Source organism: Kothea flammea (assembly GCF_052161645.1).
Lineage (GTDB): Bacteria > Planctomycetota > Planctomycetia > Pirellulales > Pirellulaceae > Laterigemmans.
This window is the reverse complement of the sequence record NZ_CP197414.1, coordinates 4,032,770-4,058,540: the sequence shown is the minus strand read 5'-3', so window position 1 is coordinate 4,058,540 and position 25,771 is coordinate 4,032,770. Positions and strand designations below refer to the sequence as shown.

Below are 25,771 nucleotides of genomic sequence, written 5' to 3'. Positions count from 1 at the left end.
GTCCTCGCCATTGTTAGGGTAGAACCCTGAGAACCGTTAAACTCACGAAGTGGAACCAGCGCGAGTGAACCTCGAACGAAGCCTCGGCCAGCATAATCCGCCACGCACCAATTTCGTCGATATCCTCCGATATTGGGCTGATCACCGTCCCGACTCTTTTGCCTATCAGTTTACTGATGCGGAAGAGCGGCACGAGGGGTTAACGTATACCCAATTGTTGCGTCGCGTGGAAGGTCTCGCAGGATACCTCCAGTCGCTCGGCGCAACCGGTGAGCGGGTGCTGTTGTTTTATCCTCCCGGGTTGGAATTTGTGATTGGCTTTTACGCTTGTCACGCGGCCGGCGCCATCGCGGTGCCGGCATTTCCGCCGCGGAAGAACCGCCGCGCCTACCGGATTCGTTCCATTGCTCTCGATGCGCAGGCCAAGTTTGGTTTATCGGTCTCCAGCGTGGTGGAGCAGATTCACGGCAACTCGCTGCAGTCGCAAGAGCTGAGCGATGTCAAGCTGGTAGCCACCGACGTACCCGAAGCGGATCGTCCTGATCTATATCATCCGCTGCGGATCGGGACGGAAGAGATCGCCTTGCTGCAGTACACTTCGGGCTCCACCGGTTCGCCCAAGGGTGTTGTGCTAACGCATCAAAATTTAGTGCGGAACTGCGAGCTGATCACTTACGCGTTTGGCATGCGGCCTTATCAAGTTGGTTTGACTTGGCTGCCCACTTACCACGACATGGGTTTGGTAGGTGGCATCCTCAACCCGATGTTCACGGGCATGCCCAACGTGTTGATGAGCCCGATGACTTTCTTGCAGCGACCGTTGCGTTGGTTGCAAGCGATTTCACACTATAAGGTGGCAATTAGCGGCGGCCCCAATTTCGCTTTCCAATTGTGCGTTGACAAGATCAGCGACGCGGAGTTATTGGAACTCGACCTCAGTTCGTGGGAGTTTGCCTTTAACGGAGCCGAGCCGATCCGCCAGCGAACGCTGAGTGCGTTTACCGAGCGGTTCGCCCCCTGTGGATTCAATCCGCGAGCGTTTTTGCCTTGCTACGGTATGGCCGAAACGACGCTGATCGTAACCGGCGGTCCCAGCGACCAATTGCCAGTGTTGGCGAATTTTGCCGGCAAAGAATTGGATCAGGGGAAAGTGCAGTCGGTTTCCGAGGGAGATCCCGAGGGACGTTCCCTGGTTGGTTGCGGTGAAGTGCTGCCGGGCGAAGTGCTGCGGATCGTCAATTCGGAAACACGCGAGTTGTGCCCTGACAATGAGATCGGCGAGATCTGGATCCAAAGCCCCTGCACTGGCCAAGGATATTACCGCAACGCCGAAGCGACCGAGAAGACCTTTGCCGCTTTTACCGCTTGCGACCAAGGTCCTTTCTTACGGACGGGCGACTTGGGTTTCATGCATGACGGCCAATTGTTCGTCACCGGTCGTATCAAAGACATGATTATTGTGCGGGGTGTCAATCGTTATCCGCAAGACATCGAACAGACGGTCGAGCGCGCTTCTTCGGCAGTGCAAACGGGTGCGGTGGCCGCGGTGTCACTCGATCTCGACGGTCGCGAGCAATTGATGATTGTGGCCGAAACGGTGCGGCAACGCGGGTTGGACTGGGATGCGGAGATTGCCGCTATCCGGCGGGCCGTGACGGCCGAACACGAACTGCCGCCGGACGGCGTCTTTTTGGTCCGCAACAGTTCGGTTCCGAAGACCAGCAGCGGAAAAATTCAACGCCACGCTTGCCACCAGGCGATCTTGCAGCGGGACCTCAAACTGGTCGCCTACTGGACGCGTGAAGAAGCTTTGGGCAATAGCCTGATCAGCGGCAAAGGGGTTGGTGGTGGCATGGTCATGCAAGCCGCCGGCAACAGTTCGCAGGCTGGCGAGCGAGAGCGTTCGGCGCCAGTTGCGCGGCTGATGGACGAAGGGTCGGTGGATCGTGATGGTGGGGCCAGCAACGAGGTCGTGGCGATCGTGATCGCGCACGTCAAGTCGGTTGCCAAAGAGCGAGCGGGTGAATTGACCCGCGAAACCGACATTGTCCTTGACCTGGGGCTGGACTCGTTGGAACGTCTGGAGATCGCCCATAGTCTCGAGCAGGCTTTCGGTGGGCGGTTTCCCGAAGAGACGCTGCAAGAGATCGAGACAGTGGAAGAAGTTGCCGCGGCAATTGAGTTTCACATGGGCAGCGAAGCGATTCAAAAGGCAGTTCGCATGAGCGGCTCGCCAGTTGCAAACGGCAAGCTAGGAGCGGCCAACGACAGTGACACTTCGACTGCGGAAACGAGTTTAGCCCAACGGGAGATTCCCGCCGACGAATATCAGTTCGACCAATTCCCCGAATACCGTCGCTTGCGAGAAACGATTGCCCAAGTGCAATTGACCGGTGTCCCCAATCCGTATTTTTCGGTGCACGAAGGAACGGTGCGGGACACTACAAAAATCGGTGGGCGGGAATTAATCAGCTTTGCCAGTTATAACTATCTGGGCTTGTCGGGCGACCCGGTTGTCAACCAAGCAGCCGAAGCGGCCATCGAAACCTATGGCACCAGCGTCTCGGCTAGCCGTTTGGTGTCGGGTGAAAAGCCGTTGCATGGTGAATTGGAGCATGAGATTGCCGACTTTATTGGTGTCGATAACGCGATTGCCCTGGTCGGCGGACATAGCACCAACGAGACGGTGATCGGGCACTTAGTTGGCCCCGGCGATTTGATTTTGCACGACGCCCTCTCGCACAACAGCATCGTGCAAGGGGCCGTGCTTTCGGGCGCTCGTCGCCGGCCTTTTCCGCACAATGATTTCCAAGCCCTCGATCAATTGCTGACGCAACTAAGAGGCCAGTATCGCCGCGTGTTGGTGGTGGTTGAAGGAACATACAGCATGGACGGCGATTTCCCGGAATTGCCTGAGTTTATCAGAGTCAAACAAGCGCATCGCTGCTTGCTGATGGTTGACGAAGCTCACAGCATCGGCACGCTCGGCAACAGCGGCCGCGGGATTGGCGAGCATTTTGGCGTCGACCCTCGCGAGGTGGACGTTTGGATGGGCACGCTCAGCAAATCGTTCGCCAGCTGCGGTGGGTACATCGCCGGTTCGGACGCTTTGATTGAGTTGTTGAAATATACGGCTCCTGGATTCGTCTTTAGTGTTGGCATTCCACCCTCGGCAACTGCAGCCGCTCTGGCCGCGATTCGCCAGTTGCGAGCTGAGCCGGAGCGAGTGGTGAGGCTGCAGCAACGCAGCGCTCAATTCCTGCGGCGTGCCAAGGCTTGTGGATTCGATACGGGAGCCAGTGGTGGCACGCCCGTGATCCCGATTATTACCGGCAATTCGTTGGTCGCCCTGCGACTATCCCACCGGCTGTTTCAAGATGGGATCAACGTCCAACCCATCTTGTATCCGGCAGTCGAAGAGGCGGCGGCAAGGCTGCGGTTCTTTATCACGTCGGAACATTCGCCGTTGCAAATCGAGACTACGATAGCCGCTTTGGCTCGCCACGGCGCTGATCTCGGCTTGATTGCTGTCGACGAAATGGTCCCGCGACGTTTACCCGGTTCGATTAATCGTAATGCAATGGGTGCTTGAGGACGCCGCCGCGCTGCTTCTTGGCTCCTTTGGGTTGCAGCAAATCAATTGTCACCTAGAATGAGTCTGTTGATCCCTATTTGACCCGCTGCGAAGGAGACGTCCGTTGCTGACCGAGGCATCTGTAGAAAAGAGTTTCCGCAAACTCTTCAGTATTCCTACCCGTGATGAATCTATCTTCGATCGAGCCGAGGATTTGCTCGATGAACTGCGTGAGGAAAGCCCCTTGCGGCATCGCCTGACAAAGGAATTGGAAGAATTGCGGGCGTTGGCCAGCTCAAAGTAGCTGATGCCGCTTCCTAATTGGAAATGCGAAAAGGCGGCTGGGTTATTAACCCAGTCGCCTTTTGCGTACCCCAGTAGAGCTGCCTTGCTGCTGTTCGGTTGGGTGATCCCTCAGCCGAACATTCAGTCGTTGGGCATTTAGCGGTTGATTTCGAAGCCGAATGTGACGCCGAGCATGATCAGCGATTGGTCGGTGTCATCATTAATTTGCCCTCGCCAAATACCGCGACCTAGATCGATCATTTGGAAACCGCCACGCAAGGCGAACATGTTTGTCAACTGATAGGACATGTCAGCTCGAGCGTCGAAGCCCACCACAAACTCGTTGTTGTCGCGAAACTGCAGGCCGTTGCGGAACACAAGCTCGCTGATGACTTCAGATCCAATCCCCTGACCGTCATATTCCGTTAACGTTTGCTCAGTGACACGGCGGTGACCTTGCCAGTTGGCCATCGCAAACGCTCGGAACTCAGCTGACAAGCGAACGCGGTTCTGATAGCGGAAGTAGCGAGCACCGAGTTGTCCGCCGAACATCGTGTTACGGGTCGTCGCGAGATTGGAAAGCAGCGTTTCATTGAAAATATTATTCGCCGCGTCAATTTGTCTCGTGTAGGTCTGAGTTTGAAAGTGATCTTTCACACTCATATATCGGAGACCGATCATCGGCTCTAAAATCCCGCCGTAGTGGTAGGGCTCGAGACGCCAAGTTTTGTTGATTTCAAAAGAATCCGTGGTGAGATCGCTGATCGTATCTTGCAACTCGTACAACCGTGGGTTGATCGAGCGGTCGGCGAAATCGTTCGCGGCATCGTCGCCGCCGTCGCCGCCGTCGCCGCCATCGCCCCCATCGTCGACCGCCTCCGGCTCGCGGTCGATACGCTCAACAAACAGCGTTTCAAAGGCGTTGGGACTGCCAATGTTCATCCAGGTTGCCGACCAACCGGTGTCGTTGTCCAGCATGTAGCCGAACTGCAATCGGTTTCCCCAACCGCCATCGAGGCCATGGGAGAAATCGTTGTCGCCCACTCCAGTCCGGAGAATGTTGATGTCCGGGCGGCTGAAATACAGATTCATGCGGTCGAAGGTACCAAACCAGCCTGTGCTGGCTCGCTTCGACGGCTTCATATCGGCCAGATCCTGCTCAAAAACCGGTTCGAACCACCTGAAGTTAGGATCGAAACGAAAGGGATCGGCGACAGGCAAATACTCTTGTGCCTTCACTGCGCGCTGCCCAGCCAGCAGGGCGGCAGCTGCCATCAGACCTAACGTCAGCTTCCGTACCGACATGACTATATCCCACCGTTGTTCGTATTCGTGACGCGGGAAAATGCCCCCCGCCGGCCACACACCATAGATTGCAGACAATTCCGAATCGATCCTCACTCGAGGCACACTTGATCCGGTTATGCGGAAAGTATCGGCGCCTCGTGGTCCGATTATTCAATTTGTTTGGCATGTTCCGGCTCAAAACCGTCAAATCTTTTGCCACGTCAAGAGGGATATAGCGAGAAAACAGCGGTATAGCGGGCTGTTTATTTTTTTCCCTGAGCTCGTTTGTGGCGGAAAAAATCGGTCAACATGGCGGCCGATTGGCGTGCCAATACGCCCCCGGTGACTTCACAGCGATGATTCAGCCGCACGTCGGTTAATAATTGATACAGCGAATCGACCGCCCCAGCTTTCGGATCGGTCGCCCCATAGACGACTCGCGGGATGCGAGATTGCAAAATCGCCCCGGCGCACATCGGGCATGGCTCCAGCGTGACGTAAAGGGTGCAGGCTTCGAGCCGCCAGTCGGCCAATTCCCCGGCCGCCTGCGTGATGGCGATCATTTCCGCATGGGCGGTCGGGTCGTGCAACATCTCACGCTGGTTGTGAGCGCCGGCGATCATCCGGCCTTGATGCACGATCACCGCACCCACAGGGACTTCGTCGCTGACTGCCGCGTGCGAAGCCATTTCCAGGGCCCGCCGCATCCAATGCTCGTCGCCCAGCAACAACGGACTGCCGGGCAACTGGAAAGCTGACTCGGGGTCCGATTCAGGCTCAAATTCAGCGTCAAAGTTTGGCATCAGCAAAGACTACTTGGGCAAGTGGCGCCAACGAAAGTTCCGGAACTCGGCGTCGCACATGAAAGCGGCGATTCCCAGCGGGCAGCTCAAGTCCATTTCATTGCGGACACCGAATTTGTGCTCGCCACGTAACTGGTCGACAACTTGTTTCTCGTCCACCCAGCAACGCACACGCTCCGCATCGACCCGCACTCGCACCTTGTACCATTTTTCGTTGTCAAACGACATGTACCGTTTGGTGCTGTTTTGCGAAGCGTCCTCACCATCGATGCTAGAAAGGCCCACGACGGCACCGGACCAACCGCCCAAAATCAAACTGCAATGCCCTTCGCCAACGGGAAAGGTCAGCCCGCAGAAAAAATCAAAGCTGCTCAAGCGGCGACCCTCCAGCTCGATCTCAAAATCCTCTTTAGGAAAATCGAATTTACCGCGAACGCCGGTCAACGGATCGCCTGCTTTCATCACGACGCTTTGATCACCGAAGATCACATCTCCCTCGCCCCCAAACAACGACACTTCCCATTGCTGGCCGTCGCCGCTGGGAACTATCTGCCATTTTTTTTCCGCGGGTGAATTTTGCTGAGGTGGCTCGTCAGCTATTGCCCGAGCTGCGGGGCTGGCAATAATGCAGAGCGTCGCGATTAGCCAGAGCCCCAGTGACAGTTCGGAGCTCGCCCGCGACGACTCTCCCAAGCCAGGGCTGGCTACAGAACTCGGCCCCTCAAGCTGGTATCCTGCCAGCATTCGCTGGGTCGCCTCGCTGCTCCTTACTGTAATGTAATTAAGAACAGTAGTGTCGTCGCTGGATGCGTTCCAGGGGAGGTTCCGGCAAGCGGGCGTGAATGATTCGATGAGTTCAAACATGCAGATTGGCCAACTTTGAAACGAAGGAAAAAGTGTGAAGTCTTTGCGAACGGCAAAATTTTGGCGTAGGAAAGGCCCAGTGATTGAAGTACGGTCCAATAATTGAAGTAATGGCCAGTCATTGAAGTGCAGGCCAGCGTTTTCGCCAAGTGTATCTTCTCGCCAACAACCCAACCGCAGCTGGAGTTCAGCCACGTTGAGCCGATTTCTTTTCCAAGCGACGATTTTTGGCTTTCGCCTCGCACCAGTGCTATTGGTAGTTTACTGGATCCTCTTGTTCACTGGGACACACTTGCCCGGTTCAGCGATGGGTTCGTTCAAGGTGAGCGATAAGCTGCTGCACTTCTCCGCGTTTGCCGGTTTGGCCTTCCTGTTGGCATGGGCTTTACCGCGAAAAGTTGGCGGCCGCATTCCCGGAGTCGCGGTGGCTGGCATCCTGTCTGTGATTTACGCGGCGATCGACGAATGGACGCAAGGGTTCGTGCCGCGCCGCACCCCCGACATTTCTGATTTCTTCGCCGACGTGCTGGGGATGATTGTCGGTTTAGCGGTCTATTTCATCCTTCGCAGCTTGCTGCAGCGTTGGAGCCGATCGTTACCTCCTCGCCCAGAAGCAGCCACCTGCCGGTAGGTGCCTTGGTTCTTGTCGGTCTTGCGCTGGTGTCCCGGCTTTAGAGATCGTCCAGCTTACAGCGATGCGTTTTCACTGCGTTTTTCGCGGTTGTATAGCGTCAAGGTGTTCTGAGCGAGCGCCAGCAGGCCCACCTCGGCTCGTACCCGAGCTAATCCGTGACCGTGTTGAGTAGCCTGATTGCGGTGGAGCTTTCCGTCGCCAAAACTTCTTTCAACTGATGAACCACGCTTCCCTCGACTCTGGCGACCCGCTTCACCTGACATCTTTTCCTTTTGCGCATCCAGTAGATGCTGTTCTTTCTGGCGGCTGATGGTCCGACGTTTTGAGCCATTACCCAAGCACTTGAACGCTAGTGGACAACCCAAGCAATTTTCCTTCGACTGCTCAAAACGCAGTTCCGGTACCATGCGTCCACAGGCGCGGGGAAGCTGCACGGTACGTACTAGTTTCATCGCATGGCCACCAGGGCAGCGCAGCTCGCCGGTGGATCGATCAAAGTCGAATTCGCCTGAGGGTATTTGGAGTTGACCGTTGGCCAGTTTACGTTGCTGCATGATGTTGTCCTGAACCGGTGCCCACAAATCAATTCCCAACCGCTCACAATCCTTCAAATCAAGAATCGAGCAGTAGCCGGCGTCGGCATGAATCGTCCGCAAGCAACCCTTGACGATACGTTGGCATTGCTCGATCATCGGTCCCAGGGTTGTGTTATCACTGTTTTGCCGAAACACTTCAAAACCTAAAATCACACCACTCTGGCAGTCGGTCATATACTGGATGTTATAGAGCGGTCGGACCACGTCATATTTGTCTCGGCCAATCACCGCCTCGGGGTCAGCCGGACTTACGACCAGCTTGGCTTCATCGCGGCGATAACGTGAGTGAGCCTTGCGATTATCGCGGATTTTATCAAGCAATTCGCGTTTTGCTTGCCGCAGACTGTGCAATTGCCTGCCACGTCCTGCGGCGGTTTCAGCAATCCACTTCGGGACCTTCTCGAGTGGCTTTGCGGCAGCGATCTGAAGCGGGTCGTCAATTGACCAGATCGCTCGTTTGAGTTTATTCAAGCGACGATTGATCTGCTTGAGATTGTAGATTTTGTGTCGTGACGCATTGGCCGAGGTGAACGTTCCATCCAAAGCGGCTTCGACGGGATCGACCAGCCCGTTATCGGTTGCATCATTGATGAGCTGCTGGTGGAGAGTATCGATGAACTTGCCAGCTCGGTCTCGAAAGTCGTACCAGGCTGAACGCGAGGGAGCGATGCCTTGGCCAACCAGCTTGCATTGATCTCTCGAGGTCGCGTCGCGAAACCACTGGGCCGGACTGGTCAGTCCGGCGAGGATCTGAACCAGCACAACGGCGAGCATCAATTCAGGCGGATACGGTTTCGATCCGGTACCTCGATACACCTCACGCAGTGTCTGCAAATCGAGGCGGCTGATGGTTCGCCGGACGGCCTGGACATGGGAATCGTCTTTGAGCTGCTCTTGGAGAGCAAGTAGTTCTGGGGAACCTTCCGCCAGGGGCGGATACTGGAATGCAGTTGTTTTTTGGTGACGGAGTCATTAGCTTTCAACTGGCCTCGTCGGAGTGACAATAAATCACTCGCACTCGTAGTGCGAACAGTCCACCCCGTGCGAGGCCAATTTTTTTTGCTAGCAAATCATAAGCTGTAAGCTGGACGATCTCTTTAGCCGGCCGGTTTTTCAGCGCCGGATCGCCTAAAGGCTAGACACCAGCGCACGCTGGTGTCCCGGCTTTAGCCGGCCGGTTTTTCAGCGCCGGATCGCCTAAAGGCTAGACACCAGCGCACGCCGGTTCTCCCAGGTTTAGCCTGGGAACGAGAGAACATCGCGACATTCCCTGGTCTGGCTGGTATAATTCAGTGTGCACATCCCACCACCCACCTTCCCCATTCCAACGGCCGCCCCTCACTCAACATCGGGCGGAAGTTTGGAGGTTTTTATGCCGTGCCCGCAGAGTGTTTTGTCGAATCTAGTTCGTTATTGCTGCCTCATTGGCGGGATCGCGGTTTGCTGGACTCAGCTTGCACACCCGCTTACGGCCGCCGAATCACGCGTTGAATTTACTCGCGATATTCAACCCATTTTGACGAATCACTGCTTGGCATGCCACGGTCCCGACAGCGCCTCGCGGGAAGCCGGTTTGCGGTTGGATCAACGCGAAGCGGCTGTCGAAGCGATGGCAATCGTGCCGGGTGAACCGGAAGCCAGCGAGTTGGTCGATCGCATTCAGCGGGGCGACGACGATGACATGGCGATGCCACCGATCGACGGTCATAAACGCTTGTTAGCAGCCGAAAAAGAGTTGTTGATCACGTGGATCCGCCAAGGTGCGGAATATGAAGCGCACTGGTCGTTGATTCCGCCAACTAAGCCGTCGTTACCCGAAGTGCAAACCAGCGACTGGGTGGAAAACCCCATTGACCAATTCGTGTTGGCCAAACTGGAAGCGGAGGGGCTGAGCCCCGCGCCGCAAGCAGATCGTCACACTTTGGCCCGGCGACTGGCGCTGGACTTGACTGGTTTGCCCCCCACACCGCAGCAAGTGGCCCGCTTTGTCGATGATCCTTCACCGGACTACTACCTCAACTACGTGAATCGCCTGCTCGACTCTCCGCAATGGGGCGAGCACCGCGGCCGCTTTTGGCTCGATTATGCTCGCTACGCCGACACCCACGGAATCCACTTCGACAATTTCCGCGAGATCTGGGCTTACCGCAACTGGGTCATCAACGCCTTCAATCAGAACCAACCGTTTGATCAGTTTAGCATCGAACAGCTGGCTGGCGACTTGTTGCCCAACCCTAGCCTCGATCAATTAATCGCTACCGGCTTTAACCGCTGCAACATCACGACGAACGAAGGGGGCATCATCGATGAAGAGTACAAAGTGCTCTACGCGCGTGATCGCACCGAAACAACCAGCGCCGTGTGGCTGGGCCTGACGACCGGCTGCGCGGTCTGTCACGACCACAAATTCGATCCCATCACGGCGAAAGACTTTTACGCTTTCTCAGCTTTCTTCAATAACACCACTCAGCCGGTTCGCGATCAGAACATCCCTAACACGCCCCCGGTGATCCCCGTTCCGCAAGTCCAAGATCGTGAGCGATGGCAGCGACTCCCTAGCGAAATCGCGGCGGCTGAAACCGAGTTGTCAGAAGCCAAAGAAGCGGCTCGCGGGGAATTTGCCGCCGCTCAATCCAGCTTGGCGGCTGCCGAAATTCTGGCCACGGTCAAACGCGACGATTTGCTGCTGCACGCGCCCCTGGCAGCCGGTAAGGGGCGTGTCGCTCAAGTGTTGCGCAAGGGAGTATTGAGTCCTCAAGTTGCTGATAACGAACTCAAATGGTCCGCTGGGCAGACCTCGGCGTTTGCCCTGGAAGTTTCGGCCGAAAGTACGCTAGCGTTCCCCCGCGACGGTGATTTCGAGCGAGATCAAGCTTTCTCGGTCTCGGCTTGGCTTTGGCTCCCCGCCGACAACCTCGGTGGCGCCGTGTTGGCACGTATGGATGAAGGGAACGACTTCCGCGGTTGGGATTTGTGGTTGGAAAATGGCCGTCTCGGATCGCACATCATTCACGCTTGGCCAGACAACGCGCTGAAAGTGGTCTGCCAAGATCCCTTGCCCAAACAGCGTTGGACCCACGTGGTTGTTTCCTATGATGGTTCAGCCAAACAAGCGGGACTGAAGTTCTTCATCGATGGTCGCGAATGCACCAGTCGCAACATTCAAAAAGACAACTTGACGGACACGATCCGGACGGCGGTTCCCTTGAAACTCGGTTCACGAAGCGGCGGAGCCAAGGTGCCCGGCATCAAGTTGAATGATCTGCGACTCTACAGCAACTCGCTCGATGCGGCCGTCGCCACACAATTAAATCGTGCCACGCGAGCCGCTTACTTGGCCGCGATCCCCACGGGGCAACTCGCCGAGCCCGATCGGGAAGCGTTGTTTGACTGGTGGTTGGTCGATCACGCTCCCGCCTACTCGGCGGCTAAGACGATGCGGGACCAGTTGGTCGCCGAAAAACAAGCGATTGAGCAACGGGGCACCATCGCTCACATCATGAATGAGCAGGATGGTCCGGCGATCGCTTACCTATTGGCACGGGGCGAGTATGATCAACGGGGTGATCAAGTCTCCGCCGACACCCCCGCCGTGCTGCCGCCGATGCCCGACGATTTCCCTAAAAACCGACTCGGTTTGGCCCGCTGGCTGTTCCTCAATGAACACCCCTTAACGGCCCGCGTGACGGTCAATCGGTTTTGGCAAGAAGTCTTCGGTAGAGGACTCGTCGAATCGGCGGGCGATTTTGGGATCACCGGCGGCACCCCGTCGCATCCCGAATTGCTCGATTATCTCGCGGTTCACTTTCGCGAATCGGGTTGGGATGTGAAGGGACTGTTCCGGCTCATCGTGACCTCGGCGACTTATCGACAAGCCGCGATCGCGACCCCTGAAAAAATTGAACTGGACGCAACCAATATCTTGTTCAGCCGCGGCCCGCGATACCGCATGGATGCCGAGATGGTGCGAGATTCTGCTTTGGCGGTCAGCGGACTATTGTCGCCGAAAATTGGTGGCCCCAGCGTACGACCCTACCAACCTGAGGGAGTGTGGGAAGCGGTCGCGATGCCCGGCAGCAACACCCGCGACTACGTAACCGATCAAGGTGCCTCGCTGTACCGACGCAGCATGTATACGTTCTGGAAACGGAGCGCTCCGCCGGCGTCGATGGATATCCTCAACGCACCGAGCCGGGAAACTTGCACCGTCAGCCGCGAACGCACCAACACGCCGCTGCAAGCATTGGTGACGCTCAACGATCCGCAATTTATCGAAGCGGCTCGCCACATGGCGACCAACGTGTTGACCAATTTCCCGAACGACAAAGCTCGCTTTGACGAAATCGCCCTTCGCTTGCTGGCGCGTCCACTGCAAGCGGCTGAGACGGAGGTGATCGAGCAATCGTTGGCTCGACTGCGGACTCATTATCGTGAGCATCCCGAAGACGCCAAAGCGCTCGTGCAAATTGGTCAGACGCCAACGCCTGAAACGCTGGCTGTCGACGAACTGGCGGCTTGGACAATGCTATGTAACCAGCTGCTGAACCTCGACGAAATGCTGAACAAGTAACGGTTCGCACTACTTAAGCCGTACCGCACGTCCATAACGGCCACTTCGCCAACAGCCAATTCGCAAATCATTGCCAGCACAGGAGTTCCAACACTGATGATCAGTCCCCTTTCTCGCCGCCGATTTCTCACCGGCACCGCGCAAGGTTTTGGCTACGCGGCCCTTAGCTCCTTGTTGGCCGCCGAGGGGGTCGCTCAAGCGGCCATGCCAGGCACGGGGCAACCGGGAGCGAGTCAAGCGGGAGCCGGTTTGGGAGGACTCGCTTCCCTGCCGCATTTCGCCCCGCAGGCCAAACATATCATTTATATGCACATGGTCGGCGGACCCTCGCAAATGGACTTGTATGACTACAAGCCGAAAATGGCCGAGTGGTACGACAAGGACCTGCCTGAATCGATTCGCGACGGCCAACGGCTGACGACGATGACCAGCGGTCAAGCTCGCTTTCCGATCGCACCGAGCATGTACAAGTTTGCTCAGCACGGTGAATCGGGGGCTTGGGTCAGCGAACTGCTGCCGAAAACGGCGCAAATGGTTGACGACATGGCGATCATTAAATCGATGCACACCGAAGCGATCAATCACGAACCGGCGATCACTTATATTCAAACTGGTAACCAGTTAACCGGTCGCCCCTGCATGGGCTCCTGGATGTCTTACGGGCTGGGGTCGCTGAATCAGGACTTGCCCAGCTTTGTGGTGCTGGTTGCCGAACCGTCGAACCGCGAGCAATTGCAAGCGATCTCGGCTCGGCTGTGGTCGGCGGGGTATTTGCCTGGCCAGCATGCTGGCGTCTCCTTTCGCAGCAAAGGCGATCCGATTTTGTACATCAATAATCCTGACGGTGTTCCTCGAAGCGTTCGCCGCACCACCCTCGACGGTCTCGACCAACTGAACCGGATGACCTTTGAGCGGATGGGCGATCCGGAGACGCTAACCCGGATTCAGCAGTATGAAATGGCTTACAAAATGCAAGCTAGCGTTCCCGAATTGACCGCCATCGATCAGGAGCCGAATTCTACCTATGAAATGTACGGCGAGGACGCCAAGCAACCGGGCACTTTTGCCAACTCGGCGTTGATGGCTCGCCGCTTGGTGGAGCGGGGCGTGCGGTTTGTGCAAATCTATCACAACAACTGGGACAACCACGGCAATGTCGCCGGTCGGTTACCCAGCCAATGCCGCGACGTCGATCAAGCTTGTTGGGGGCTCGTGCAAGACCTCAAGCAGCGTGGCATGATGGACTCGACGCTGGTCGTCTGGGGTGGCGAGTTCGGTCGCACGATTTACAGCCAAGGAGGCCTCAGTCGCACCAACTACGGCCGGGACCATCATCCCCGTTGCTATACAATCTGGATGGCCGGGGGTGGCGTGAAGGGAGGCATCGTCTATGGTGAGACAGATGACTTCAGTTACAATATTACTGAAAACCCTGTCCACATTCGTGATTTCCACGCCACCGTGTTGCATCTGCTGGGCATCGATCACGAGCGTTTTACTTACAAACATCAAGGCCTGGACCAACGCCTCTCTGGTGTCGAGCCGGCCAAAGTGATCACCGATATCCTTGCCTGATTCTCCCGCTCGCGTTTCCGTAACCACTCGCCCCGCGCGCCAGCCTTACTCGCCATTCGTGCGTTGGCTGCTGCTGGCGATTGGCGTGGGAGGCATTCTCGGCGGTTTGCTGCTGCCAGCTTACGAAGTGGCCAACAGGGAAACTTTGTCAACCGCCGAGGGTGGTTTGCACATGCTGGGCAATTCGCTGCTGCGAATCGGTATCGTGATGCTGGCATTGTGGCTGGCCTTGCCGACGCTGAAGCAACCGTTGTTGTGGCTGCCACCGGGAGTTGCCGGATTGTGCTTGGTAATGATCGGTGTGTTGGCCGCCCAGCCGAGGTTGATCGTGCTGATATTGCCGGCGCTCGTGGTTTTGATCTCGATGCGGTGGGTATTCCGGCTGCTGCGACGCTAGCGTGCGTGATGTCTTGCCAAGGGGCTCGTTCGGGGGGCGATGATTAAGGAGGGCAAGACAGCTGGGCTCAATTGGCATGAACGGATTGTTCGTGTAAACCCCGATCAGCGACAAAATCGAAAAAAACCTACCACTCGGACCTCAATCTGTCCGAAGTTAATGGTGACAACCGGCCCCGTGCCTGGGCAACGCGCCCGGCCTGGAGCGGCGACCGAATGGGACCATCAAGAACTTGGCAAATGTTGCTGATTCTGGATGGTTTCAGGATGTCGACGTTCGGGGATTTATAATTGGGGAGACGACCGGGGCGGGATCCCCGGCCCGTCCGCTGTTCCCGCAAACGATGCGGCGGACGGAACCGGGTGGACCGACGCAGAAGACCGTAGGAGGTTTACCATGCGACGCTTTTTTGTCGGCGTGGCGCTCTATACGCTCGCCGCCGTCACGCCGCTGGCCGCGTGGGGCGGAGATCGCGAGATCGCCGAACAGATTTACAGTAAGTTAAAAGGGCAACAAGCCGCTGGCGTGCTTCAGGGTTTCACCCTGGATTTAGGCGTCAACGAGGGCGAAGTTGTGCTCAAAGGCCGCGTCTCCAACGACGCTCAACGGCAAACTGTGTTGGCGACAGCACGGTCGGTCGAGGGCGTCACGGGCGTGGTTGACGAGATTGCGGTGACGGCAGCGGAAACGCCAGCCAAGCCCAAGCCTGTCACGATCCAGCCAATGATTGCTCAAGGGCCGGCCGCGACAGGGTTCTCGCTCAGCAAGGCTCTGCAAGAACAAGCGATTCCGCAAGCACGCGAAGTCGCTGAGAGCACGATCGCACCTGTCTCAGCGACTGAAACGACTGCCGGAATGTCCGACAGCCAACTCAAGACGGCCGTCGTGCGCAGCTTGAGTGCCGCTCAGCGATCCGGCCAGCTTTCCGGCTTCGGCTTGGAAGTAACTTGCACTGAGGGTGATGTCATCCTACGCGGAGTGACTCAGTCTCCACAGGTCAAAGCTCAGATCATGTCAATGGTCCGCCGCATGTCCGGCGTTCGCAACGTGATCGACGACATTCAGGTGCGTTCGGCTGCGGTCAACACTCGGCGACCGGTAGCTGCGCAACAAGTCCGGCACTTGCAACCGGTCGACGTGCAAAACGTGACTGGACAAGTTCCCCGTGGCAATCAAGGTCCGATCGGTCCCGCGCGTCCGGTCAGCTTTGATAGCGGTTATGTGGATGGTGGCATGGCCCAGGGTGGCATGATGCAGGGCGGTATGGCCCAGGGCGGCATGATGCAGGGCGGCATGGGCGGTCCCGTACCGATGGCTCCGATCCCGCAAGGGTATGGTGCGCCCCGGTATGACAATCCTAACTTGCCGAACTATGCTTGGCCAGGCTACGCAGCTCACCCAAATTACGCTGCGTTGACCTATCCACAGCAGTACAGCCCTTCGGCATGGCCGTACATCGGTCCCTTCTATCCGTACCCGCAAGTCCCGTTGGGTTGGCGGAAGGTATCGCTGGAATGGGATGACGGTTGGTGGTTCTTGGACTTTACTGACAAGTAAGACCGCCGCTGAGTAAGATTTCATATAACCCTCGCGGGGATGTTAGCATCCTCGTGAGGGTTTTTTTGTTGCTGTGTTACGATCGGAGTCTTCCTTTTTCTCCGATTCTTCCGGAAAACCCGCAAGACCCCTCTAAATTGACACGATAGTAGTAGTACCGGCACCGGATGCCTTGGTGACGAGTTATTGGAACAACTGGCCGTCTCGGAAACCCTGCGATCGCAGTATCGCCTCCGGGGAGCTGCACTAGGGAAGGGCGAAACATGACGCGTTATGGATCAAAAGCGCTGTTAGGATTGTTGGCCACCGTTGCCGCGATCAGCAGTACTGGTTGCTTCGGAGTGGGCAATGGGATGTCTCTGGGGATCTTTGGATTTCCCATCCCTGTCAGCCCTTACTTTCAGCAGCGACAAGAAGACAAGCATGAATGGCACGAGATGTACGATCGCGTGCCGATTCTAGGACCAACCACTGCCGGCGGGCCTCCCGTGGCACTGGATCCACCCAGCGACCACGAAGTAATGATGGCTTTGGAGAAGGCTCGTCCGATCCAAGGTGGTGTTCCGTTGCTGTATGAAAAGCAACGCAACAACGTGCGAATCATCAAAGAGAAGATTGCTGATTACGTCGACCCACCACGGCACTATCCGCTGTTCGGCCCAGCCCAACTGCACCACGCACACTACAAGTGCACGATTTACTTCTCCCAACGTGACATCGTGGGTTACCCTGTCCCACACACGCTGGAAGATCGCGAATCGGTCGAAGTCATCTACATCGACCACAACCACTTCCACATGGTTGGAGACGTAGATGATAGCTCAGTACCAATGCCGTAACCGATTCAAATAGCTCGCCGGGTCGTCTCGCCGAGCACATCGGGGCATGATTGATGTGAACCGTGGCTAGCGCCAAGACGGCTAACGAGAATCGCCGCTTTGCCAACATTGGCTCAGCGGCGTTTTTTCATGCTGAACCCGCGAGTCTTCCTGGTAGCCCATGAACAATCCGCCAGCTACGCCCCCTGACGACACACGCAACTCGGCAGTAGAGAGCAGTTCTGGGCTCAGCAGTTCTGGGCTGGGCAATTCTGGCCACAACAGGCCGCCGGGCCCCAGTGCAGTCGTGGTTACGGGAAGCAGCAGCGGTATTGGCCGGGCTGTCGCCATTCGCTTGGCTAGCCAAGGGACCGATGTGCTGGTGCACGGCGCCAACAACCAAGCCGGTGCTGCGGAGACGGCCGAGCAAGTGCGGGCCGCGGGTCGGCAAGCGGAGATCGTGATGGCCGATATTGCCGCGAACGACGGGCGCCAGAAACTGCTTGCCCTAGCCGCCGCCTGGAGACCTCGCATCGACGCCTGGATTCACTGCGCGGGTTCGGACGTGCTGACCGGAGCGGCGAAGGAGTTGTCGTTTGAAGGAAAGTTGACCCAGCTCTGGCAAGTCGATGTGCTGGGAACGATCCAACTAGCACGCGCGGCGGTCGCACAAATGCAGACTAATCTCACCCCTCACGCCTCGATGGTCTTCATCGGTTGGGATCAAGCCAGCGAGGGGATGGAAGGGGATGCGGGGCAAATGTTTGGGCCGATCAAAGCGGCGATCACCAGCTTTGCGATCAACTTGGCTCAATCGGTCGCTCCAGATATCCGCGTCAACGTGGTCGCCCCCGGCTGGATTCAAACCGCCTGGGGCACTTCCACCGACGACTACTGGGATCAACGAGCCAAACAGAGCGCGCTGCTTAACCGTTGGGGTTCGCCCGAAGATGTGGCCGCCGCGATCGCATTTCTCACCCATCCCGACGCCAGCTTCATCACGGGGCAATGCTGGAACGTCAATGGTGGCTGGAACCGCAAAGTCACGCCCAGTCGCTAGCCGCGGTTCCCGTTTTGAACCGAACTAGTCGCGCCCAACAGAACGGTGGCTAACGCCAAAACCGCTAACGGTCGCTAGCGCCAAAACCGCTAACTTCATCCTCCTCGAGTTCAGCCTCGGCCGCCTCTAGTTCCTGCATCGCTGCGGTAAACTCCTGCTCCGAGAGAGCGTCGGCACTGAGCGTTGGGTCCCGCTTGAGACTCAACACTCGAGTCGACACCTGCTTCTTATCAACCAGCAATGTCACCCGATAATCACCATCCGGCGCCGCCGTGGGACGTTGCCCACGACGACTGGCGGGCTGAGTCATGTTCCAGGCGAGGTTGTGCAGACCAGCGGAAGTCGCTCCCTTTAGCTCGGCCAATTTCTTACCCTCGATGCTCTCAATCCGCACCAAGACCTGCTCGGCATCGGCGGCGAGTGTATACCACAGTTCGGCTTGGCGACTCGGGTTCTCGGCCACGTACCGACGATTGGTTCTACCTCGCGAGGGTTGCCGCCGCCAACGAATCACGTCAGCTGGTGGCAACAACTGGGATGACTCGGCCAACGCCTTGGCACTCAGCCCACGCAGCGCCGATACATCACAGGCCCACAAGCTGCGCCCGTGTGTTGCTAGCACAATCTCATCAATCGACTCATGCATGGCGACTTCGTGAATGGCGACCGTCGGTAGGCTCTGATTGCACTGCGTCCAGTTTTGTCCCCGGTCGAGCGAGACCCAGAAAGCGAACTCCGTGCCCAGGTAAAGCAAGTTGGGATTCACAATGTCTTCCCGCAAACAACGACTAGAACCGCGAGGCAAGTCCTCGCTGAGCAACCGGAAGGTATCCCCGAAATCTTCCGACACCAGCACGTAAGGACGATCATCATCCGAACGATGACCATCGAGACAGACATAAACGCGTCCCGTCTCTTCACGCGAGGGATCAATGGTTGCTACCCACATCGGACCGACACCCAAGTTCTTGGTGATATTGTCCCAGTTCTTACCACCATCGCGAGTTCGCCAAAGGGCGCCATCATCGCTGCCCACGTACAATACGTTGGAGTCGCGAGGCGATTCCGCCAATGCGGTCGCCGAACCCCGCTTGGTCAACGTTATCTCCGGGGAAATAATCTCCTGATCGTTGCCACGGTCGACGGAGCGAAACACATAGTTGCCCGCGCTGTAGAAAATTTTGGAGTTGTGGTTCGATAAGATAAAAGGAGTATTCCAGTTGTATCGATACGATTTTCCAGATACCCGCGGCGGTCGAATCGAGGCGCTTTCACCGGTTCGCAAATTACGACGGCGAATCGAACCATTTTGACTTTCGCTGTAAACCAAATCAGGGTCCTCAGGATCAACCCGGCAAACAAAACCGTCGCCGCCACCGACTGAAATCCAATCTTGGATCACCGCGCCGCCGCTGGGGCTAATCGCCGGTCCGCCCCACGAGCCGTTGTCTTGCAAGCCGCCGTAAACCCAGTACGGTTCCTTGGGAGCAATTGCCACGTGATAAAACTGGCCAATCGCCACCGTGTTAACGTGATCCCAGTTGCGACCGCGATCATAGGTCACATAAAACCCACCATCGCAACCGATCACCATCTGGCGACCATCGTTGGGATTGATCCACATGTCGTGCGCGTCCGAATGAACACCACGACCAAAATCACTAGTAAAGGTCACGCCACCATTATCGGACTGATACTGCGAGACACCAAGCAAGTAGACTCGTTGGTCATCGTTGGGGTCGACCTTGACAACGCTGAAATACATCGGCCGCACGTTGATTGAATTGACCCGTTGCCAACTCTCACCCGCATCGGTCGATTTGTAGACGCCACCGTACTTATAACCCTCCGCACCTTGTTGGTCCTGGATGTTGGGCAGCTGACCAAAATACGAATAAGTATAAGGTCGATCGCCACCAGCATTACGGTCACCGAGGGTGATGGTAAAGGCCAACTTCTCCTCGCCACGCAAAACTTCCACGGGCATTTCATCGTCAGCGTTTCGGCTGCGAATCTCAGCGATCAAGTCCTCATAGCTTTCCACTTTCTCGCCAGCCACGGAGACGACGATGTCGTTGGCTTCGAGTCCAGCCTTTTCTGAAGGCCCATCCTCGGTGATCGACGTCAGTAACGCGCCAGGCTGTTTGGCGTCCTCACCTTGAATCCCCATGATGGCCGTACCGGCCGGGCCAGTGCCAGGTTTTCTGCCGAGTGTCAGCGAAAGCGCAATTTTGTCGCCGCCGCGGTCAATTTCCAACGCGACAACGTCACCGATCGCCAGATCTTTGGCCTCAGCAATCCAACTCTCATAATTCTCGGGCGTTTTCTCGTTGACCGATACAATCGCATCACCGACTTGCAGACCAGCCTTTGCCGCGGGGCTCTCTTCGGTCACCGCCGTCAAGATGATGCGATCTTCTTCGTCCTTACCAGTGATCCCGTAGAACGGCTCAGCTGGCCCACCGCGAGTTCCCGGCCTGACATCCAGCTTGGGCGCGATTTCCAGCGTTTCTTCACCACGCTGGAGCGTTAAACGGAGACGTTCACCGGGGATTTTTTTCCGCAACACAGCGAGTAAATCCTCGGTAACAAAGACTCCCGTGTCGTCAACCGATTTAATTACATCACCAACTTGGACACCCGCCTCGGCGGCTGGACTCTCAGGCATGATCTGCGTGACTTTGGCGAGTCCGTCGACATCACCGGAAACTAATCCCAGAAAAGCGGTAAATGGTTTTGGGCCTTTGCCGATGTCCTCACAATCAATGATCGCATATATCGTATGTGGCGAGTTAAGCTGCCAATCTAAACCAACTCGACCGGTCATTCCTGTCGGCAAACCGGCTGACAGTTTCTTCCAATTCTTGCCTCCGTCGGTGGTCTTATACAGTCCGGCCTTGGGGCCCCATTTGCGAATCGGGTCATAACCATCAATCCCCTCAGGTTTGGGCACGTCGCCAGGCCAGCTATCAAAACCATCACGCAATCGGTCCCACATCGCCACAATCAATGTATCAGGATCTTCGGGATGCATAATCATGTCGATCACGCCGGTCCGTTCGTCGAGGTATAAGACTTTTTCCCAGTTCTTGCCCCCGTCGCTGGTTTTATAGACGCCGCGGGCATCATTAGTCCCATACAGCCGCCCCTGAGCGCCAACGTACACGACGTCCGAATTCTTTGGATGCACTAAGATGCGGCTGATTTGATAGGTTTCCGACAATCCGACGTGCTCAAACGACTTGCCGCCATCGGTCGATTTATAAACACCATCGCCATAAGAAACCGAGTTCCGGGGATTGATCTCACCGGTGCCAACCCAGAGCGTTTCTTTGTTGCTGGGGTCGCTGGCGATCGCACCCACCGAAACGGTGTTTTCCTTGTCAAATTGGTGCTCAACCGTGGTGCCACGATTGGTTGTTTTCAGCACACCGCCGGAAGCTGTCGCCAACCACCAGTGCGAAGGATCGGTGGCATGCACTTCGACATCGGTAATCCGTCCGCTCATGTTGGCCGGACCGATGGAGCGCCAGTTCAACGGTTTGAGCGACTCCCCATCCAACTTGACTTCGGCCGGCAGCTTGACTTGTGGTTGCTCGGGCTTAGCCGACTCATCCTGCGATGGTTCGGGCTCTGCTGGGGGAGTGTCCTCCGTGTCCGGCTTTGCATCTTCCGCAGGTTTATCTTGCTTTTCTTGCTTTTCTGCTTCGGGGGGCGCAGCACTGGCAGCCAATTTCTCGACGGACGCGGCGACTGCCTCCAGCTTTGCTTCCAATTGCTGCAGGCGAGCATCTGGCTCCGCTGGGGGTTGATCCGTCGGCTTTTCAGCGGGTGTGTCTTGTCCGCGGGCGGCGGCCAGCGGCAGCACGCACGCTAGCAGTAACACGGCTGGGCCGCCGAAAAAACGCGAGCCCAAGAAAGTTCGCAATACGGTCATGGCTGGCAGTTCCCGACTCATTCGAAAGAAAGTAAGAATAATTCAGCTGCCAGCCTAAATACTAAATCTCTCCTAAGCAAGCTTTGCAAGCAAACGAGTCGGGAAAGCTTCGCCTAATTGTTGGAGTCTTGCTCGAATCTGGCCCGCTCTTTCTCCGCTGCTGCTTTCAACTTCGCTTGTGCTTGTTCTAGTGCTTGCGCCTGTAGCTGCTCTATTGCTCTCAACTCTTCTTGCAAGGCTGCATTCTGAGCGGCCAGCTGTGCACGCCTAGCTGCCAGCTCCGCTTGGAGCCTCTCCGGATCGGACAGTGACGGGGTTCTCGCCGGCAGGCGATTCGCGCGACCGCGATAGCCCCCAGCCCCACCTCCGCCGAACGGATCTGAGCCACCAGCGCCAGCCCCGCCGAATGCGCCCCCTCCGCTGCCTCCGCCGAACGAACCTGAGCCCCCAGCTCTCGCTTCAACATACGGATCATTGGGGGCCGTACCGCGAGCCGGTGTGGGGAATCGCGCGAGTGGACCGACGGCTAGAAAATCCGCCGGCGTTTCCCAGCTGAGTGGATCGGGTTGATCTAGCAATTCAGCGACTCTGCGTTTCACGATTTCAGACTTCAGTTGCTGGCGTTCTTCGAGTCGCTCGACGAGCTCATCCAAGCGTTGCCCGGCTTTTGCGAGTTGCTCGCGGCGGCTCCGCATCATCGTTTCAAACGAGTCGTCGGTTAAAGCTTGCAGTTCCACAAGGAGCGCCTTCCGGGCACTCTCATCTTGGGTCGCCCGAATCTGAGCGGCTAACTGCCTGGCCTTTGCCTCACTGGGATCCGTGTTGGTACGTCGGACGCCTGCTACGTAAGACCGCAACCCGTCGACTTGATTGCCGCTGGGGTAGCTGGGATATCGGGGCACAGAAAAACGGCCACCAAAGGGATCGTTAGCAATGTCGTACTGAACGTTGGGTAGTACTGCCCCTTTGAGCGGCGGATTCAGTGCGTTGGGTGGCAGAGATGCGGGTGGTTGAGATGCTGGTGGTTGAGATGCTGGTGGTTGAGATGCTGGTGGTTGAGATGCTGGTGGTTGAGATGCTGGTGGTTGAGATGCTGGTGGTTGAGGTGCTGGTGGTTGAGGTGCGGGTGGTTGAGGTGCGGGTGGTTGAGGTGCGGGTGGTTGAGGTGCTGTTGCATCCTGGGGCGCCGAAGCCTCATTATTTTGAGGCGCTTCTTGCGTGATGATCCAGCCAGCCGGCGCACCGATCAACAGCGCGAGGCCGGAAAAAAATAAACGTCGCATCGTCAATTCCTTGTCAAAGTTGGAAAAACCAAAACAGATACAAAAAACGAATAAGCATTACTCGTTTAACAGTCAGCCGAAGGCGTACTTGGTACGACATTGCGTGCGCCTGCGGCTGACGGTTAAACAATTGACGGTTAAACAATTTCAAGGCGATTGCTGCAACCAACGATCAAGCTCTTCCAGCGGCGGGTCGAGACCGTCGCGCCAAGCCGTTTTGTCTTGGGGCAATCTGGATTGCCAAGTAGGCAGCGCTGGAGATTCAGGTGGTGCGGGGCTCACATCGACGGCATCCGCATCTCCGCCAGTTTGATAGACGGCATCGATGTCGTTGACATCTTCGACCGCATCGGAACCGCCAGATTGCCAGAGGACAAGTCCGGCGATCGTCAACAGGCAAACCGTCAGCGCCGCCGCGAACCATGACGCGACCAACGGGATTAACCGCAAGCCTCGCTGGTCACTCGCAGTAGGTTTTCGCGGTGCCCAGAGGGGGAGTTCAGCCAGTTCTTTGGGCAATGCGTTTTCTTGAGGGTGACGCAGATGCGCGAGACACTGACGCAGCAGATCAGCCACATCGCCAGCTGTCTGAGGACGCTGCTGAGGATCTTTGGCTTGCAACTTGGCGACCACGGCGGCTAACCAAAAAGGTGATTCCGGAGCGACTTCCGCCAGCGGCCGGGGCGCTCCGTGGCTAATTTTTTGCAGCACGGCCAACGTCGATTCGGCTCGGAACGGCGGGCGACCGGTCACCATCGCATACAGCAACCCACCGAGGGAAAACAAATCACTGCGGTTATCGACCGCTTCGCCACGCGCTTGCTCGGGGCTCATGTATTGAGGTGTTCCGGCAATTGCCCCGCTGGCGGTCAACGTGGCATCGTCCAACGCTTGAGCCAATCCGAAATCGCTCAGCAAGACACGATTTTGCCCATGATCGAGCAAAATATTTCCAGGCTTGACGTCACGGTGGACCAACCCTTGGGCATGCGCGGCGGCCAGCGCGTCGGCAATCTGAATACCGATTCGCAACAGGTCGGCGGTTTCCAAAGGCCCCTCGCGGTCAAGCCGATCTTGCAAGGAACCGCCGGGGACAAATGCCATCACCAAGTAAGGAGGTTGACTATCCGCGTGCACCGAATGAATCGGCACCACCGAAGGATGATTGACCGCCGCTGCCGCGCGAGCCTCTCGCGAAAACCGCCTCCGCGCCGCGCCATGAGCCGCCAGATGAGGATGCAAAACTTTGATGGCGACAGCTCGGCCCAACAGTGTGTCGAAGGCTTGCAGGACTACCCCCATCCCGCCCCAACCGACAATCGAACGAACTTCGTAATGATCCAGCCGGCCAAGCGAACCTTCTTGTTGGGGCGCGTCAAGCAGCGGCAATAAAGCGCGCAGCCGCTGACGGTCATCATCCACATCCGCTGGCTCGTCCGCCCCGTCCGCCGCAGAAGTTTGTTCAAACAAATGTTGTGAGGACAAATGTTGTTTCGACGAGTGTTCAACACCCGGCTGCGATGGGCCCGGCTGTGATGAGGGTGTTTGCTGTTTCGGTGCTTGCTGTTTGCGGAGTGCGGGATCGGAAAGGACCAGCCGCGTCTCTCGCCACACGTGAGGCGCCGCGGCCAGACGTTCCAAGCGTGCGCGGCACTGGTCACAGCCATCCAAGTGGTCGGTTAATTCCTCAGCCTGCCTCGGCGTTAAGGAATCATCGAGCAGGTCGCCGAGCAGACCAGGGCGGCAGGCATTCAAGTTGCGGACCATACGTTTATTCTCCCGTTTTCAGTTCGACGATTTCCCGCAACCGGGCGATGACTCGACAACGAGCCACGTAGACGGCGCCAGCCGAAATTCCTAGTTTTTCCGCCACCACCTCGACCCCTTGGCCTTCCACGCAGGTCAACCAGAACGCTTGCCAGTTGCGGGCGTGAAACCGTGTTTTCAATTGCTCGGCGGCCCACAGAAAGACTTGCCGACGCCGCTCGTATTCGAATTCTCGCTGAGCCACCTGATCGACGGCCGCATCGCCGACCAGCAGCTCTTCCCAGCGATTGCTGTCGCTCGCCTGCAACAGCGGCCGCGTCTCCAAGGAACGCAGCCTGTTGATGGTGGTGTTGCGAGTGATCGTGGCTAGCCAACCTCGAAAACTGCCTCCGTGCGGTCGACGCTCGAATTGCTTAATCGATCCGGCCACCGCCATCAACACTTCCTGAGTCACGTCGTGCGCCTCCGCCTCCTGGACGCCGCGGGCTCGAGCCAAGCGGTAGATCAAGGGTTGGTAAATCTCAAAAAACTCATTCCACGCTTGCTTGTCATCCACATCGCGGAGACGCAGCAGCAAACTGTGACGTGTGGTTGGTTGAGAAGTCATAAGTGGCTGACAATCAATGCTGAAAAGTCAATGCTGGAATTGGTGGCCGTGCTTACCCGCTTCATCATGTTTAACAGACTGCGGGATGAAATCTTGCGCGAGTGCTGAAGAATTTCTTGCCGTTTCGCTCTCCCGCTTCGTTTTGGTAACAGAAGCA

General features: G+C 57.0%; 18 protein-coding genes. 10 read left to right on the top strand and 8 right to left on the bottom strand.

Features of this window, described 5'->3' with window-relative positions:
- Positions 1-64 precede the first annotated feature (64 nt).
- Together SH139x_RS15300 and SH139x_RS15295 are read left to right on the top strand one after the other, a co-directional pair.
- Positions 65-3,592 carry an aminotransferase class I/II-fold pyridoxal phosphate-dependent enzyme gene (locus SH139x_RS15300; RefSeq protein WP_488350645.1) on the top strand — a complete coding sequence of 1,176 codons (3,528 nt, stop codon included), beginning with the start codon at positions 65-67 and terminating at the stop codon, positions 3,590-3,592.
- Between the two features lie 106 nt (positions 3,593-3,698).
- Positions 3,699-3,878 carry a hypothetical protein gene (locus tag SH139x_RS15295; protein ID WP_488350644.1) on the top strand — a complete coding sequence of 60 codons (180 nt, stop codon included), beginning with the start codon at positions 3,699-3,701 and terminating at the stop codon, positions 3,876-3,878.
- Between the two features lie 137 nt (positions 3,879-4,015).
- Here SH139x_RS15295 and SH139x_RS15290 read toward each other — a convergent pair whose 3' ends face one another.
- The 3 genes from SH139x_RS15290 to SH139x_RS15280 all read right to left on the bottom strand — a co-directional run bounded on the left by SH139x_RS15290 (position 4,016) and on the right by SH139x_RS15280 (position 6,813).
- A complete protein-coding gene (locus SH139x_RS15290; protein ID WP_488350643.1) occupies positions 4,016-5,164 on the bottom strand; it encodes a hypothetical protein in 1,149 nt (382 codons plus the stop codon).
- 245 nt (positions 5,165-5,409) lie between these two features.
- Complete coding sequence (tadA, locus tag SH139x_RS15285; protein ID WP_488350642.1) at positions 5,410-5,949, bottom strand: tRNA adenosine(34) deaminase TadA; 540 nt, start codon at positions 5,947-5,949, stop codon at positions 5,410-5,412.
- A 9-nt stretch (positions 5,950-5,958) separates the two neighbouring features.
- Positions 5,959-6,813: a 3-keto-disaccharide hydrolase gene (locus SH139x_RS15280; RefSeq protein ID WP_488350641.1), complete on the bottom strand. Its 855-nt coding sequence runs from the start codon at positions 6,811-6,813 to the stop codon at positions 5,959-5,961.
- A 196-nt stretch (positions 6,814-7,009) separates the two neighbouring features.
- On the opposite strand from SH139x_RS15280, the gene SH139x_RS15275 reads away from it, so the two are divergent.
- The gene (locus tag SH139x_RS15275) at positions 7,010-7,444 is read left to right on the top strand and encodes a VanZ family protein (RefSeq protein WP_488350640.1); all 435 of its coding nucleotides are present in this window, start codon (positions 7,010-7,012) and stop codon (positions 7,442-7,444) included.
- 56 nt (positions 7,445-7,500) lie between these two features.
- On the opposite strand, the gene SH139x_RS15270 is transcribed toward SH139x_RS15275, so the two are convergent.
- On the bottom strand, positions 7,501-8,973 hold the full coding sequence (locus SH139x_RS15270; protein WP_488355978.1) for a transposase: 1,473 nt from the start codon (positions 8,971-8,973) through the stop codon (positions 7,501-7,503).
- A 463-nt stretch (positions 8,974-9,436) separates the two neighbouring features.
- Between SH139x_RS15270 and SH139x_RS15265 the strand changes: the two genes are divergently transcribed.
- From SH139x_RS15265 to SH139x_RS15240, 6 genes are all read left to right on the top strand, one after another.
- Entirely contained in the window at positions 9,437-12,613 is a 3,177-nt protein-coding gene (locus SH139x_RS15265; RefSeq protein WP_488350639.1) for a DUF1553 domain-containing protein, read from the top strand.
- 96 nt (positions 12,614-12,709) lie between these two features.
- Positions 12,710-14,188, top strand: coding sequence for a DUF1501 domain-containing protein (locus SH139x_RS15260; protein WP_488350638.1), 1,479 nt, complete (start codon positions 12,710-12,712; stop codon positions 14,186-14,188).
- Positions 14,181-14,585 (top strand): hypothetical protein, encoded by a 405-nt coding sequence (locus SH139x_RS15255; protein ID WP_488350637.1) that lies wholly within the window; start codon positions 14,181-14,183, stop codon positions 14,583-14,585. Before SH139x_RS15260 ends, SH139x_RS15255 begins: the two co-directional genes overlap by 8 nt.
- Before the next feature lie 396 nt (positions 14,586-14,981).
- Positions 14,982-16,142: a BON domain-containing protein gene (locus SH139x_RS15250; protein WP_488350636.1), complete on the top strand. Its 1,161-nt coding sequence runs from the start codon at positions 14,982-14,984 to the stop codon at positions 16,140-16,142.
- Positions 16,143-16,405: 263 nt separating this feature from the next.
- The gene (locus SH139x_RS15245) at positions 16,406-16,981 is read left to right on the top strand and encodes a hypothetical protein (RefSeq protein ID WP_488350635.1); all 576 of its coding nucleotides are present in this window, start codon (positions 16,406-16,408) and stop codon (positions 16,979-16,981) included.
- 160 nt (positions 16,982-17,141) lie between these two features.
- Complete coding sequence (locus tag SH139x_RS15240) at positions 17,142-18,020, top strand: SDR family NAD(P)-dependent oxidoreductase (RefSeq protein WP_488350634.1); 879 nt, start codon at positions 17,142-17,144, stop codon at positions 18,018-18,020.
- A 64-nt stretch (positions 18,021-18,084) separates the two neighbouring features.
- Here SH139x_RS15240 and SH139x_RS15235 read toward each other — a convergent pair whose 3' ends face one another.
- Both SH139x_RS15235 and SH139x_RS15230 read right to left on the bottom strand, forming a co-directional pair.
- A complete protein-coding gene (locus SH139x_RS15235; RefSeq protein WP_488350633.1) occupies positions 18,085-21,957 on the bottom strand; it encodes a PDZ domain-containing protein in 3,873 nt (1,290 codons plus the stop codon).
- Between the two features lie 113 nt (positions 21,958-22,070).
- Positions 22,071-22,859 (bottom strand): hypothetical protein, encoded by a 789-nt coding sequence (locus tag SH139x_RS15230; protein ID WP_488350632.1) that lies wholly within the window; start codon positions 22,857-22,859, stop codon positions 22,071-22,073.
- 80 nt (positions 22,860-22,939) lie between these two features.
- On the opposite strand from SH139x_RS15230, the gene SH139x_RS15225 reads away from it, so the two are divergent.
- Complete coding sequence (locus tag SH139x_RS15225; RefSeq protein ID WP_488350631.1) at positions 22,940-23,179, top strand: hypothetical protein; 240 nt, start codon at positions 22,940-22,942, stop codon at positions 23,177-23,179.
- A 208-nt stretch (positions 23,180-23,387) separates the two neighbouring features.
- On the opposite strand, the gene SH139x_RS15220 is transcribed toward SH139x_RS15225, so the two are convergent.
- Together SH139x_RS15220 and SH139x_RS15215 are read right to left on the bottom strand one after the other, a co-directional pair.
- A complete protein-coding gene (locus SH139x_RS15220; protein ID WP_488350630.1) occupies positions 23,388-25,007 on the bottom strand; it encodes a serine/threonine-protein kinase in 1,620 nt (539 codons plus the stop codon).
- A 4-nt stretch (positions 25,008-25,011) separates the two neighbouring features.
- Positions 25,012-25,614: an RNA polymerase sigma factor gene (locus tag SH139x_RS15215; protein ID WP_488350629.1), complete on the bottom strand. Its 603-nt coding sequence runs from the start codon at positions 25,612-25,614 to the stop codon at positions 25,012-25,014.
- Positions 25,615-25,771: the final 157 nt, after the last annotated feature.

Coding starts and splice junctions, on each gene's coding strand:
- SH139x_RS15240 (WP_488350634.1), top strand. CDS start 17,142: ATGAACAATCCGCCAGCTACGCCCCCTGACGACACACGCAACTCGGCA.
- SH139x_RS15260 (WP_488350638.1), top strand. CDS start 12,710: ATGATCAGTCCCCTTTCTCGCCGCCGATTTCTCACCGGCACCGCGCAA.
- SH139x_RS15290 (WP_488350643.1), bottom strand. CDS start 5,164: ATGTCGGTACGGAAGCTGACGTTAGGTCTGATGGCAGCTGCCGCCCTG.
- SH139x_RS15220 (WP_488350630.1), bottom strand. CDS start 25,007: ATGGTCCGCAACTTGAATGCCTGCCGCCCTGGTCTGCTCGGCGACCTG.
- tadA (WP_488350642.1), bottom strand. CDS start 5,949: ATGCCAAACTTTGACGCTGAATTTGAGCCTGAATCGGACCCCGAGTCA.
- SH139x_RS15215 (WP_488350629.1), bottom strand. CDS start 25,614: ATGACTTCTCAACCAACCACACGTCACAGTTTGCTGCTGCGTCTCCGC.
- SH139x_RS15235 (WP_488350633.1), bottom strand. CDS start 21,957: ATGACCGTATTGCGAACTTTCTTGGGCTCGCGTTTTTTCGGCGGCCCA.
- SH139x_RS15280 (WP_488350641.1), bottom strand. CDS start 6,813: ATGTTTGAACTCATCGAATCATTCACGCCCGCTTGCCGGAACCTCCCC.
- SH139x_RS15250 (WP_488350636.1), top strand. CDS start 14,982: ATGCGACGCTTTTTTGTCGGCGTGGCGCTCTATACGCTCGCCGCCGTC.
- SH139x_RS15245 (WP_488350635.1), top strand. CDS start 16,406: ATGACGCGTTATGGATCAAAAGCGCTGTTAGGATTGTTGGCCACCGTT.